Source organism: Burkholderia sp. Bp8991 (genome assembly GCF_003853795.1).
GTDB lineage: Bacteria > Pseudomonadota > Gammaproteobacteria > Burkholderiales > Burkholderiaceae > Burkholderia.
Genome location: NZ_QTQJ01000013.1, coordinates 79,492 through 92,230 on the forward strand (window position 1 = coordinate 79,492; position 12,739 = coordinate 92,230).

General features: G+C 66.1%; 10 protein-coding genes. 2 read left to right on the top strand and 8 right to left on the bottom strand.

Features of this window, described 5'->3' with window-relative positions; all coding sequences use genetic code 11:
- Window positions 1–2: 2 nt before the first annotated feature.
- From DIE02_RS16885 to DIE02_RS16905, 5 genes are all read right to left on the bottom strand, one after another.
- On the bottom strand, window positions 3–1,973 hold the full coding sequence (locus DIE02_RS16885; protein ID WP_124529537.1) for a beta-galactosidase: 1,971 nt from the start codon (window positions 1,971–1,973) through the stop codon (window positions 3–5).
- A gap of 36 nt (window positions 1,974–2,009) precedes the next feature.
- Window positions 2,010–2,861: a carbohydrate ABC transporter permease gene (locus DIE02_RS16890; RefSeq protein WP_124529539.1), complete on the bottom strand. Its 852-nt coding sequence runs from the start codon at window positions 2,859–2,861 to the stop codon at window positions 2,010–2,012.
- An 11-nt stretch (window positions 2,862–2,872) separates the two neighbouring features.
- The gene (locus DIE02_RS16895; RefSeq protein WP_124529541.1) at window positions 2,873–3,790 is read right to left on the bottom strand and encodes a carbohydrate ABC transporter permease; all 918 of its coding nucleotides are present in this window, start codon (window positions 3,788–3,790) and stop codon (window positions 2,873–2,875) included.
- A gap of 70 nt (window positions 3,791–3,860) precedes the next feature.
- Entirely contained in the window at window positions 3,861–5,099 is a 1,239-nt protein-coding gene (locus tag DIE02_RS16900; protein ID WP_124487294.1) for an ABC transporter substrate-binding protein, read from the bottom strand.
- 63 nt (window positions 5,100–5,162) lie between these two features.
- Complete coding sequence (locus tag DIE02_RS16905; RefSeq protein ID WP_124529543.1) at window positions 5,163–6,317, bottom strand: ABC transporter ATP-binding protein; 1,155 nt, start codon at window positions 6,315–6,317, stop codon at window positions 5,163–5,165.
- A 234-nt stretch (window positions 6,318–6,551) separates the two neighbouring features.
- Between DIE02_RS16905 and DIE02_RS16910 the strand changes: the two genes are divergently transcribed.
- Window positions 6,552–7,565 (top strand): LacI family DNA-binding transcriptional regulator, encoded by a 1,014-nt coding sequence (locus DIE02_RS16910; protein ID WP_124487296.1) that lies wholly within the window; start codon window positions 6,552–6,554, stop codon window positions 7,563–7,565.
- A gap of 186 nt (window positions 7,566–7,751) precedes the next feature.
- Here DIE02_RS16910 and DIE02_RS16915 read toward each other — a convergent pair whose 3' ends face one another.
- From DIE02_RS16915 to DIE02_RS16925, 3 genes are all read right to left on the bottom strand, one after another.
- The gene (locus DIE02_RS16915) at window positions 7,752–9,191 is read right to left on the bottom strand and encodes an MFS transporter (RefSeq protein ID WP_124529545.1); all 1,440 of its coding nucleotides are present in this window, start codon (window positions 9,189–9,191) and stop codon (window positions 7,752–7,754) included.
- A gap of 208 nt (window positions 9,192–9,399) precedes the next feature.
- On the bottom strand, window positions 9,400–10,551 hold the full coding sequence (locus DIE02_RS16920; RefSeq protein ID WP_124529547.1) for a CaiB/BaiF CoA-transferase family protein: 1,152 nt from the start codon (window positions 10,549–10,551) through the stop codon (window positions 9,400–9,402).
- 7 nt (window positions 10,552–10,558) lie between these two features.
- Window positions 10,559–11,500, bottom strand: a complete 942-nt coding sequence (locus tag DIE02_RS16925) for a hydroxymethylglutaryl-CoA lyase (RefSeq protein ID WP_124529549.1) — start codon at window positions 11,498–11,500, stop codon at window positions 10,559–10,561.
- A gap of 312 nt (window positions 11,501–11,812) precedes the next feature.
- Between DIE02_RS16925 and DIE02_RS16930 the strand changes: the two genes are divergently transcribed.
- Entirely contained in the window at window positions 11,813–12,733 is a 921-nt protein-coding gene (locus tag DIE02_RS16930) for a LysR family transcriptional regulator (protein WP_124529589.1), read from the top strand.
- Window positions 12,734–12,739 lie beyond the last annotated feature (6 nt).

Sequence of the window (12,739 nt, forward strand, 5' to 3'; positions counted from 1 at the left end):
CGTCAGTCCGGCTCGACCCATGCGGCGACGTCGACCGCGCCGAGTTCGCGGCCGCCGAGCACGAAACGCGCACCGTCCGGCGCGGGCAGCGTGCACGTTGCGTCGCCGTAGTTGAACGCGAATACGACGCGCCCGCGCCGGCGCAAGCGCACGCCGTCCGGCAATGCACGCACCGGCAGTCCGGCGTCGCGCGCGCAGCGGCCGACGATCGCACGCAACAGCGTGCGATCGAAGCAGGCGGTCGCCATCGTCACGCGGCCGCGCCGCACAAGTGCGGGCACGCCGTCGTCGCAGGCCGCGAGCACGTCGACACCGGTGATCGATTCCATATCGACGTGATCGCGCCATTTCAGCGCGTGGCCGTCGATGCCGTCGAACGCGACGCGCGGGGCGAGCGACGGCCGCAGCGATTCGACCTGGCCGATCCGCACCGGCAGCACGTCACGCAGCTTGCCGGGTGCGAGGCCCGGCGCGATGGCGAATGCCGCCGTACGCGAACCCGTGCGCGGCCCGAACAGCCACTGCGCATCGCCACGCGCGGCCTGCTCGACGATGCGATCCGTGACGACCGGCAGCGTCGGCGCGACGACGAACGCATAACGCGACACGTCCGCACCGGCCGCGACGATATCGACGTCGATCCCGAGTTCGCGCAGCGCGCGATACCAGTCGAACGCATGTTGCTGATAGTCGAAGTCGGCGCCATGCGGCTGAATCCGGATCATCCAGTCCGCCTCGTAGTCGAACAGCAGCGCGACGCGCGCCGGAGGTTCCGAACCCGCGAAGCACCCGGGATCCAGCGCAGCCAGTTCACGCGCGACGCGCGCCACTTCGTGGCCGCCCGGCGACAGCCGGTCGTCCGGTGCGTTGAGCCCCGAATGCAGTTGCTCCTGCGCATGCGGATACTGCCGCCAGCGGAAATACGATACGAGCTCCGCGCCATGCGCGAACGCTTCCCACGTCCATAGCCGCACGGCGCCGGCGTGCGGCACCGGGTTGTACGGCCCCCAGTTGACGGGCCCCGCCTGCTGCTCCATCACCCACATCCGGCCGTTGCCGACGCCGCGATACAGGTCGTGCGAGAACGCCGACACGTCCGGGTGCCCGGTGCGGGCCCAGCGCCGCTTGTCGGATTCGTCGAGCGGCAGCACTTCGGTGCGCGGCACCGGGTAGCTGTCCCACGCGGCCACGTCGAGGCCGCCGCGCGCGAACGCGTAGTGATCGAACTCGGTGAAAAAGCCCATGAAGTTGTGCAGCACGTCGCGGCCCGGTGCGTGCGGGCGGATCGCATCCACCTGCACGGCATGGAACCGCGCGACCTCATCCGACTGATAGCGGCGGAAGTCGAGCAGATGGGCGGGATTCGCATCGGTCGGCGTATGGCGCGGCAGTTCGATCTCGTCGAAGCCGCGATACTCCATGCTCCAGAACACGTTGCCCCACGCGCGGTTCAGCGCGCCGATATCGCCGTAGCGCACCGCGAGCCACGCGCGAAAACCTTCGAGCGCCGCACGCGTATAGCTCGGCAGCGTGTTGTGGCAGCCGATCTCGTTGTCGGTCTGCCATGCGATCACCGCCGGATGCGCGCCGTAGCGCCGCGCCATCGCGTCCACGATGCGCACGCAGTGCTCGCGATACACGGGGCTCGCGATATCGTAGTGGCGACGCGAGCCGAACTGCCACACCGCGCCGTCCGCGCCGATCGGCAGGATCTCCGGATGGCGATCGACGAGCCATTTCGGCGGCGCGGCGGTCGGCGTGCCGAGCACGATCTTCAGCTGCTGGCCGGCGAGCGTGTCGATCGCCTCGTCGAGCCACGCCCAGTCGTAGCGGCCGGGTTCCGGCTCCATCCGGCTCCACGCGAATTCGGCGATCCGCACGCGGGTCAGGCCCAGTTCGGCCATCCGCCGCGCATCGCGCTCCCATTGTTCGCGCGGCCAGTGTTCGGGGTAATAGCAAACGCCGAGATGCATCGTGGATTCCTTGCAGATGAAAGAGGATGGGACGGGTCAGCCCTTGGTCGCGCCGAACGTGAGCCCGGTGACGAAGTGCTTCTGCATCGCGAAGAACATCAGGACCGACGGCAGCGCCGCGAGCACCGAGCCGGCCGACACGATGTTCCAGGCGGTCGTCCACTGCCCCTTGAGCGCGGCGACGCCGACGGTGATCGGCGCCGCGTCGTCGCCTTGCGTGAGGCACAGCGCCCAGAAGTAGTCGTTCCACACGAACGTAAATACGAGGATCGCGAGTGCCGCGAGCGCCGGCCGCACGAGCGGCAGCACGACGCGCCAGTAGATCGCCCATTCGGACGCGCCTTCGACGCGCGCGGCCTCGATCAGCTCGAACGGCAACTCGCGGATGAAGTTGCGCAGGAACAGCGTGCAGAAGCCGGTCTGGAACGCGGTATGGAACAGCACGAGCGCCCACACGGTGTTGTACAGGCCGACGCCGAGCATGATCTGCCGCACCGGGATCATCAGGATCTGGATCGGCACGAAGTTGCCGGCCACGAACAGCCCGAGCAGCACGAGATTGCCGCGGAACCGGTAGTTCGCGAGCGCGTGCCCCGCGAGCGACGCGAGCAGGTTCGATGCCACGACCGACGGCACCGTGATCAGGATGCTGTTCGCGAAGTAATGCAGCATCGGCGTCTGCGTGAGCGCGGTGCCGTAGTTGTCGAGCAGCGCGAACTGCTTCGGCCAGTCCCAGTAATGGCCGGCCGTGATCTCGTCGGTCGAGCGGATCGACGTGACGAGCACCGCGAGCAGCGGCACGAGCCACAGCGCGAGCGCGCACGGCAGCGACAGGCGGTACAGCAGGCGGGCGGGACGTCCCCAGCGGGACACAGGCATCGGATACATGTTGGTGATCCTTATGATTCGACGCGCACCAGCTTGCGCAGCTGCCACACGATATAGACGAGCATGATCGCGAACAGCACGACCGCGATCGCGGCCGAATAGCCTTCGCGGTAGTACTTGATCGCCTGGTCGACCATGAAGTACGCGAGCACGGTCGAGCTGTCGAACGGGCCGCCTCCCGTCATCACGGAGATCAGGTCGAAGCTGCGCAGCGCGCCGATCACGGTCAGCACCACCGCCATGAAGGTCGCCGGCCGCAATTGCGGCAGGATCACGTGCCACAGCAGCGTGAAGCCGCGCGCGCCTTCCATCCGCGCCGCTTCGACGATCTCGCCGTTGATGCCGGTGAGCCCGGTCAGGTAGAGGATCATGCAGAACGGAATCTGCGGCCAGAGCGCGGCGACGATCACGCCGTAGGTCGCATAGCGCGGATCGCCGAGCACCGGGATCCCGTGTCCGACGATCAGCTTCAGCAGCCCGAACGTCGGATCGTAGAACCATGAGAACACCAGGCCGACGACGACGCCCGGCAACACGAACGGTGCGAAGAACAGCGACTTCACGAGCCGGATGCCGAACACGTCCTGGTTCAGGTACAGCGCGAGCGCGAGGCCGAGCGGCGGCGCGGCGAGGAACAGCGCGAGCCACAGCACGTTGTTCTTCAGCGCGACGTAGAACGTATCGGACTGCAGCAGCTCGCGATAGTTGTCGAGCCCGGCATACGTCATCGGCGTCATCCCGTCCCAGTGATGGACGCTCAGCCAGATGCTGCTGACGATCGGATACAGCACGAACACGGTGAAGAGCGCGAATCCCGGCAGCACGAACCACAGGGCCGCGCGGTTGCACCGGCGCGCGAGCGACGCGCGCGCATGCCGCTGCGGGCCGGCTTCGCGGCGCGCGGCGCTTTCGGACAGGCTGGTTGACATGAGGTGACCTTCTGCGAACGGTGGCAACGAAGGACCGGACCGGCATGCGCCGGCCCGGCCGCATGGCGCGCTACTTCCGGTAGATCCGCTTGCGGGCCTGATCGAGGCGCTGCAGGATCGCGTCGAGCTGCGTCGGGTCCGACAGGAACTGCTGCATCGCCTTCATCCCCTCGTCCGCCATTTCCTTCGTCATGTCGCGGTCGTAGAACTGCGCGATGCCGCCGGGCGTCGTCGCGAGCGTGCGAAAGCCGATCTTCGAGATCGGGTCCTGCGGCTCGGGCGCCTTGTTGTTCGACGGCAGTTGCCCCATTCCCTTCGCGAACTCGCCGCTGACGGCCGGTTGCCCCATGAACGCGAGGAAGCGGCGCGCGTCCGTCTTGTTGTGCGCCTTCGCCGGCACGATCAGCACGTTGACCGGGCCATCTTCCGCAAGCGGCACCGACGCATCGATCACCGGGAAGCGGAAGAAGCCGATCGGATTGCGCGCCGCACTCAGCAGGCCCGCCGAATACCAAGTGCCCATCAGCGTCATCGCGGCCTGGCCGTTGACGATCAGCGGGCTCAGCGAATCGACGTCGTAGGACAGCGCGTTGTCGATGAAATACTTGTCGTCGATCAGCTTCTTCCAGGCCGCGTACACGGCGCGCACGCGCGGATCGGTATACGCGACGTCGCCGGCCATCAGTTTCTGGTGAAATGCGTAGCCGTTGATCCGCAGGTCGAGGTAGTCGAACCACGCGGCCAGCGTCCACGCATCGCGCGCGGCCACCGCGACCGGCGCGATGCCCGCCGCCTTCAGCTTGCGGCACGCGTCGAGAAACTGCGCCCAGTCGGCCGGCTCGCCGTGAATGCCGGCCTTCTCGAACAGGTCCTTGCGGTAGAACAACCCATACGCGTCGTAGCCGAGCGGCAAACTATAGAGCTTGCCGCCGTAGGTCGACGACTGCTTCACGGCCGCATACGTGTCGTTCCAGCCGTTCTTCTGCCAGTCCGCGCTCAGGTCCTCGATCAGCCCGCGCTTCGCGAAATACGCGAGCCGTTCGCCGTTGTTCCAGCTCAGCACGTCGGGCGGATCGGTCGCGAGCCAGCCCGACATCTGCACCTTGTACGCCTCCTCGCCGACGTAGCTGACCTTCAGGTCGATATCCGGATTCGCCTTGTGGAACTGGTCGAACGCCGCCTGCCACGTCGCACGCTGGTTGCCGCGCGCGGCGACGTTCACCTTCAGCGTGCCCGCATCGGCCGTCCCCGCGGCGCATGCCGCGGCAGTCGTCAGGGCAAGCAGCAATCGGCTCGCACGAAGTCTCATCGTTGTCTCCTGGTATTGGTGTGATGGGTGCCGCGTCGCGCGCGGCGGGTCGGCAGTGCGCCGCTACGCGAACGCCGCTTCGGCGTGGACGGCCGGCAACGCGATGCCGGCCTCGTCGAACAGGTGGCAGCACGACGGCGACACGCGGAATGCATGCCGCTCGCCGCGCCGCAACGCGGCCTGGCCCGGCAGTTTCGCGAGCAGCGGCACGCCGCCGGGCTGGTCGAGATGCACGTACGCGGCTTCGCCGAGCTGCTCGACGAGTACGACGTCACGCACGATCGCCGGCAAGTCGGCATCGCCCGCCGTGGCGACCGTCAGATGCTCGGGACGAATCCCGAGCGTCACGCGCGCGCCGCTGCCGACGTGGCGCGGCAACGGCCGATCGCGCAGCGTCAGCGTTTCGCCGGTTCCATCCAGGCGCAGCCGGCAGCCATGCGCATCGCCCGCTTCGACGACCGCGGGCAGGAAGTTCATCCGCGGCGAGCCGATGAAGCCCGCGACGAAGCGGTTGGCCGGCCGGTGATACAGATCGAGCGGCGCACCGGCCTGTGCGATGCTGCCGAAGCGCGCGACGTCGTCGCCCGCGTGCAGCAGCACGATCCGGTCGGCCAGCGTCATCGCCTCGATCTGGTCGTGCGTCACGTAGACGGAGCTCGATTGCGTGAAGCGTGCGTGCAGGCGGGCAATCTCGACGCGTGTCTGGCCGCGCAGCGTCGCGTCGAGATTCGACAGCGGCTCGTCGAACAGGAACACGCGCGGCTCGCGCACGATCGCGCGGCCGATCGCGACGCGCTGCCGCTGGCCGCCCGACAACGCCTTCGGCTTGCGATCGAGCAGCGCGTCGAGCTGCAGCACGCGCGCGGCTTCGGTCACGCGGCGGCGGATCTCGTCCTTCGGCGTGCCGGCGATGCGGAGGCCGAAGCCGATGTTGTCGAACACGGTCATGTGCGGAAACAGCGCATAGCTCTGGAACACCATCGCTACACCGCGCTCGGCGGGCGGCGTGTCGTTCATGCGCGCACCGCCGATCCGCAGTTCGCCTTCGGTCACGTCCTCGAGCCCGGCGATCATCCGCAACAGCGTGGACTTGCCGCACCCCGACGGACCGAGAAACACGCAGAACTCGTGCGACGCGATCTCGAGGTTCACGTCGCGCAGCACCGGCGCATGGTCGCCGTAGCGCTTCGAGACGTCCTTCAATGAAATGGCGGTCATCGCGCTCTCCTCTTCCGGTCAGGCGCTACGGATCGAGAAATTTAATCGCTTAAATTTCAGTGGTGCAATTCGCCCGGTTCGCCGTACCATGTCGTCTCCTTGATCTGATGTGCCGAGAAATTAGCGTATCGCCTGTCCTTGTGCAACTAGTGGGACGCACTCCCAGAATATGAGCAGACACTCCCCCGCTTCGCTTCCGTCGCGCCTCTTCTCCCGACCACCTGCAGGCCGCGCATGGTGACGCTCGCGCAAGTCGCGCAGCGCGCGAACGTCACTGCTGCGACCGTCTCGAACGTGCTGCGCAATCCGCAGAAGGTGAAGCCGGCGACCGTCGAACGCGTGATGGCCGCGATCCGCGAACTCGGCTATCGGCCGAACCTGACCGCGCGCGCGCTGGCCGAGGGCCGCACGTCGACGCTCGCGCTGATGCTGTCGAACATCACGAACCCGTTCTATCCGGAGTTCGTGCTGGCCGCGGAGCGCGAGGCGCGCAAGCGCGGCCATTACCTGCTGGTGTCGAATACCGACGACGATCCGGCCATCACGCGCAACTACCTCGAGCGGATCGCGGGGACGCTCGCCGCCGGCGCGATCGTGATGAACACCGACCTCGCCGAAGCCGAGCTGGCCGACATCGCACGCCACGGTGCGTCGATCGTGCTGTGCATGTGGGAGCACGTGCATGCGTCGCGCACGCTGCCGTGCGTGACAGTCGATTTCGCGGCGGCGGGGGCGCTGGCGGCCACGCACCTGTCCGGGCTGCGGCATCGCGCGTTCGGCGCGCTCGTCGGCAGGGGATCGGGCGGCCCGCAGTCGGTGCGGCTGCGCGGCTTCGCCGACGAACTCGCGGCACGCGGCCATCCGGCGGACGCGTTGACGACCGTGTCGGCGCACGATTCGATCGAAGGCGGCTACGAAGCGGCTGCTGCGTTACTGAGGGCGCAGCCCGGCCTCACCGCGCTGTTCGCGACCAACGACCTGATGGCGATCGGCGCGATGCAGGCGGCCGCCGATCTCGGCCTGCGCGTGCCGGCCGATCTGTCGGTGATCGGCATGACCGATATCCAGCTCGCGCACCAGTTCCGCCCCGCGCTGACGACGGTGCGGTTTCCGACGTCGCAGATCGCCGCGCGGGCGATCGCGCTGACGCTCGACATGATCGACGGGATCGAACCGGCTGCCGCCGTGCATACGATCGGGGCGCCGGAGCTCGTCGTGCGGGAGTCGACGGGGGTGGCGCGGGGGTGAGGGTTCGATTCGGACGCCGGAACTATCGGTTCGCCGGCCAATCGTCGCCGAACACCGGCTGCCACTTGACGGCCTTGGCATCGTCGGCCTGGCGATGGCAAGATCCCCATGCCGGACCGATCTTCGATCCATCAAACCGCAACGTGCCCTTGTACGCGTCGCGGTTGTCGAGATAATCGTGACTGGTCAGTGGTTCAGTTCCTCGAGCCGCACACCATTGGTCTTCGGTCCAAAGAGGCCGATTGACACCGCGACCATCAGCATGCATGCCGTGATGCCGGCAAATACCCCTGGCACGCCGAAATCACGGAGAAGGAATGCGATCAGAAAGCCCGACATCATCGCACCGACCCGGCTGGCCGAATACACGATGCCGTTGGCCCGGCCCCGTATCGCTGTCGGGAACAACTCTGCCTGGTACGCGTGATAGCAGACCGAGATGATCTGGCCGGCGAAGCTGATCAACACACCGAGGATGATCAGCGGTGCCATCGTCCTGGCATGTGCGAACGCCATCCCGCATACGATCACGATCAACGCACCGCCAACGATCAGGTATTTGCGCTGGATCCTGTCGGCGACCGCCATCGCCAGCAGCGGCCCGATCGGCAACGCGAACGCGATGATGAACGAATAGAGCAGGCTTTTCGTGACCGTGATGCCCTGGCTGATCAACAGCGTCGGCACCCAGCTCGCAAAACCGTAGTAGCCGATCGCCTGGCAGAAGTTGAAGACAATCAGAATCACCATGCGTGATCGATACGGTTGCTGCCACAACTCCGCAAGCGATGCACGTCGATGCTTCGGCTGCACCACGACCTGCGACGGGGGCGGCAGCGACCGCCCCGACTGACGCTCGACGATCGCCTCGATGTTCCGCACGATCGCGTCGCTCTCGTCGAGTTTTCCGCGTATGGCGAGCCACCGCGGGCTCTCAGGCACACCGCGCCGGATGAACCACACCAGCAATGCGCCGGCCGCGCCTGCGAGCACCACGATGCGCCACCCTTCGATACCGAACACCGTGGTCGGTACGAGCCAGTACGACAGGATCGCGGCGACTGGAGCCGCCGCGAACATCACACTCTGGTTGAACGCCATCGCGCGGCCTCGCATGTGTTGTGGCACAACCTCCGTCACATAGCTGTCAATCGTGATGATTTCGACCCCGACGCCGATGCCGGTGATGAAGCGCCAGAAAATCATCCCCTCCGGGGTGGTCTGGAAGGCCATGATCACTGAACCGACCGAATACCAGAGCAGCGAGACCGTGAACACCGAGCGCCGGCCGTATCGATCGGGCAGCCAGCCCAGTCCGAACGTTCCGACGAACAGGCCGGCGAACGTCGCGGCGATGAAGCCGGCGATCCCGGTGAAGCCGAAAAACGCGTGCGTGGTCGTTTGCAGCACCCCGCTGTTCGTCATGCCCGGCGCGATGTAGCCGGTGAAGATCAGGTCGTAGACTTCGAAAAAGCCACCCAATGAGATCAGCAGCACCAGCATCCATAGATGGCGGGTGATCGGAAGACGATCCATACGCGCGGCGATTGCGGCACCCGGCGAGTTGTCGACGTTGACGACGAGTTGATCGTGCGGACGGGAATCCGCGGTTGCGGTGGAATGCATGTATGTCTCCTGGATACGGCAAATGTCGACGGCCTTGTTGTTGGATCGTGGTCCGTCTGCCGGTGTATCGCGCTCCGCGCACGTCATGCGTGGAGCGCGTTGTTCAACTGTGTTTCCCTACGACACCTCGGCGGATCTGTCCTCGAGCAGGTTCGCAACCTGTTCGTCCGTCGGTTCCCTCACCGCTTTCGCGAGTGCGCCTGGAAGGTCATGCGCTCGCTCGTCCGCGCAGTCGCGAAAGAATCTCGTGCGTGTGTTCGCCGACCCGAGCGAGCGCCTGCCGTACGCCCGGCCGCCGACCTCCCATCGTCAGCGGCAACAAGACAACATCGGTCATCGTGCCGTCGTCGGTCTCCATCGGCACGAGTCCGCCGCTGGCCTTCAGATGCGGGTCGTCGAACAGCTGCTCCGGTCGCACGATCGGCGCGTACGGAATGCCCGCGGCCTCGAGCTTCGGCATCAGTTCGTCGACACGATGGTCCTTGAGCACGGCGCCGAGCGCTTCGAGCAATTCGGGCCGAACCGCCACACGCAATGCGTTGCTCGCGAAGCGCGGCTCCGCCGGCAGATCCGGGCGGCCGAGGACGTCGCACAGCGTGACGAACTGCTTGTCGCTAACGGCGCCGATGAACAGCTGTTCGCCGTCGGCAAGCGTGAACACGTCATACACGCTCCATGCGGACACGCGCGCGGGCATCGGCGGCGGCGCTTCATGCGTCATTGCATACTGCTGCATGTGCTGCGCGGAGAGGAACACGCAGTTTTCGAAGAGCGCGCTTTGTACCTCCTGTCCGCGTCCGGTGACATCCCGTTCGCGCAACGCGGCCAGCACGCCGATCGCGCCGAACATGCCACCCATGATGTCGTTGACCGATGTTCCCGCACGCAACGGCCGGCCCACCGGCCCCGTCATGTACGACAGTCCACCCATCATTTGCACGACTTCGTCGAGCGCGAGACGCTTCTCGTAGGGGCCGGGCAGGAATCCCTTGTGCGACACGTAGACGAGCCGTGGAAACGCATTCGAAAGCGTGTCGTAGTCGAGACCGAGCTTCGTCATCAAGCCCGGGCGGAAGTTCTCGAGCATCACGTCGCACGTGCCGATCAGCGCGAGCGCGGCGTCCCTGCCCTCCGGTGTGTTGATGTCGAGAACGACGCTCTTCTTGTTGCGGTTGAAGGTGCGGAAGAAGCCGATGCCGAGGCCCGGCAGCTTGCGCGTCTTGTCGCCGCCGGGCGGCTCGATCTTGATGACCTCCGCGCCGAGATCCGCGAGGATCATCCCGCACGTCGGCCCCATGACCATGTGTGTAAACTCGATCACGCGCACACCGTCGAGCGGAAGTCTTGCGTTGGTTTCCATGAGGTCCTCAGGCATTGAGCGCTGTCGATGCAAGATGCGTTTTCGGCAGACCGGCACGCCACAGCGCGCCATGCAGCGTTTCGCCGTCGAGCCAGCGCGCGACCTTGGCGCGCAGCACCAGCAGCGCCGTCAGGTCGATACCGGTGTCGACGCCCATCTCGTCCAGCATGAACGCGAGGTCCTCGCTCGACGCATTGCCGCTTGCGCCCGGTGCATGAGGACACCCGCCGATTCCTGCGAGCGTCGCGTCGAAACGCGCGACACCGGTTTCCAGCGCGGCATAGATGTTGGCGAGCGCGAGGCCGCGCGTGTCATGAAAGTGGCCGCAATAGAAGCGCTCGCCTGCAATGCGACGCGCACGCTCGAACAGGTCACGAACGGCCGCTGGCCCCGCATAGCCGACCGTATCGGCGATGCTGACGCGATCCGCGCCCGCATCGAGCAGCGCCTGCATGCAACGCAAGACTTCGTCCGGTTCGACGCGCCCCTTGATCGTGCAGCCGAATGCCGTGCCGATGCCGCCTTCGATCAGCGTCGTCGATCCGGCGGCGTCGCGCTCGGCGCGGATATGCGCAACCTCGGCGATCACTTCGTCGGGCGTCTTGCGCAGGTTCGCGAGGCTGTGTTCGCGGCTCGCGGACACCGGCACGAGCAACAAGTCGGCGCAAGTCTCGATGGCGCGCTGCGCGCCTTTCAGGTTGGGCACCAGCACCGACACGGTGAGGCCCGGTAGCGTTTTCGCGTAGGCGACGAGCTCGGCCGTATCCGCAAGTTGCGGCAGAAGCCGTGCCGGCACGAAGGAACCGACTTCGATCTCGCGCTGGCCGGCTGCGTACGCATCGGCAATCCATTCGATCTTGCGCTCGGTCGGCAGAACGGTCTGGATGCTCTGCAGGCCGTCACGCAATCCGACCTCGCGAATCACGACATGGGAGGGAAAAGAAGGCATGGGGTTGCTGTCTCCGCAATCTGTGGCCGGTCATTGCACGCCGGCGATAGCCCTTACTCTATAGATTCCAAAAGCGACGTAAAGTATCGATCTGGAAGCTATAACGTTCCGAAACGGAATCTCAGAAATGTGGCCGCGTCCGCGTTGCGAACGGGCCGGCCGTCGTCACGAAATCTTCTGAAGAAAACCCGCACGGCGCGCCGGCGGGACGTCGTCGTGGTAATTTCCGACGTTCCCGAAGAACACGGATACCGGCCGAAACGGGCAGAAAACTTCCGACCCGGAACGTATCGACTCATGGAGACAGCACCGATGCGCGACCTCGACCTCAAGACACTACGACTGTTCGTGGCCGTGTGTGATCACGGCAACATCGCGCGAGCCGCGAAGGAAGCGCATATCGAGCCTTCGGCGATCAGCAAGCGCATCGCGCAGCTCGAGAGCGACCTCGGCGCGCCGGCGCTGACACGGTCGCGACGCGGCGTTACGCCCACGCCGGCCGGCGTCGCGCTGCTCGAGCATGCGCGCAGCATGCTGTTCACGATGGACCGGATCGCGGCCGACGTCACCGCGATCGGCGACGGGCTGCAGGGGCGCGTGAGCATCTGCGCGTCGGCGTCCGCGATCGCGGAAGTGTTACTGGACGACATCGCATCGTTCATGCGCGACCCCGCCAACCGGAACATCACGGTCGACGTCGAAGAGCGCCTGTCGCGCGACCTCGTCCGGCAGGTATGCGAAGGAGCATCTGCGGTCGGCGTGTGCTGGGACAACGTCGACTTGCAAGGACTGCAGGCGCGTTCATATCGGCATGATCGGCTGGCGCTCGCCGTGCACCCGGAGCATCCGCTTGCCGGGCTTCAATCGGTCGGTTTCGACGACACGCTCGACTTCGATCACGTCGGACTGCCGCCCGCCACGGCCGTTCACACGATGCTCAGGCGAGCAGCCGCGGATCGGGGCCGGACCGTGTCGTATCGCGTGATCGTGTCGAGTTTCGACGCAGCCTTTCGCGTCGTGGCCGCCGGTTTGGGGATCAGCGTCATCCCTGTCGAAGTTGCGGCCGCTTACCGGCAGTCGCTCGGCGTACGGGTCATCCCCCTCACCGATTCATGGGCCCGGCGCCGCTTCGTCGTCTGTTTCAAGACCTTTGACACTATCCAGCCCGCAGCACAAAGAATGGTCGAACATCTAGCGAAACGCGCCGAGTCGGAAACGAAGGTCGGTGAATAACGACCG

Bases quoted from the DNA above. Each gene is read 5' to 3' on its own strand.
- DIE02_RS16925 (WP_124529549.1), bottom strand. From the start codon at position 11,500: ATGCCTTCTTTTCCCTCCCATGTCGTGATTCGCGAGGTCGGATTGCGT.
- DIE02_RS16915 (WP_124529545.1), bottom strand. From the start codon at position 9,191: ATGCATTCCACCGCAACCGCGGATTCCCGTCCGCACGATCAACTCGTC.
- DIE02_RS16885 (WP_124529537.1), bottom strand. From the start codon at position 1,973: ATGCATCTCGGCGTTTGCTATTACCCCGAACACTGGCCGCGCGAACAA.
- DIE02_RS16905 (WP_124529543.1), bottom strand. From the start codon at position 6,317: ATGACCGCCATTTCATTGAAGGACGTCTCGAAGCGCTACGGCGACCAT.
- DIE02_RS16900 (WP_124487294.1), bottom strand. From the start codon at position 5,099: ATGAGACTTCGTGCGAGCCGATTGCTGCTTGCCCTGACGACTGCCGCG.
- DIE02_RS16895 (WP_124529541.1), bottom strand. From the start codon at position 3,790: ATGTCAACCAGCCTGTCCGAAAGCGCCGCGCGCCGCGAAGCCGGCCCG.
- DIE02_RS16920 (WP_124529547.1), bottom strand. From the start codon at position 10,551: ATGGAAACCAACGCAAGACTTCCGCTCGACGGTGTGCGCGTGATCGAG.
- DIE02_RS16890 (WP_124529539.1), bottom strand. From the start codon at position 2,861: ATGTATCCGATGCCTGTGTCCCGCTGGGGACGTCCCGCCCGCCTGCTG.
- DIE02_RS16910 (WP_124487296.1), top strand. From the start codon at position 6,552: ATGGTGACGCTCGCGCAAGTCGCGCAGCGCGCGAACGTCACTGCTGCG.
- DIE02_RS16930 (WP_124529589.1), top strand. From the start codon at position 11,813: ATGCGCGACCTCGACCTCAAGACACTACGACTGTTCGTGGCCGTGTGT.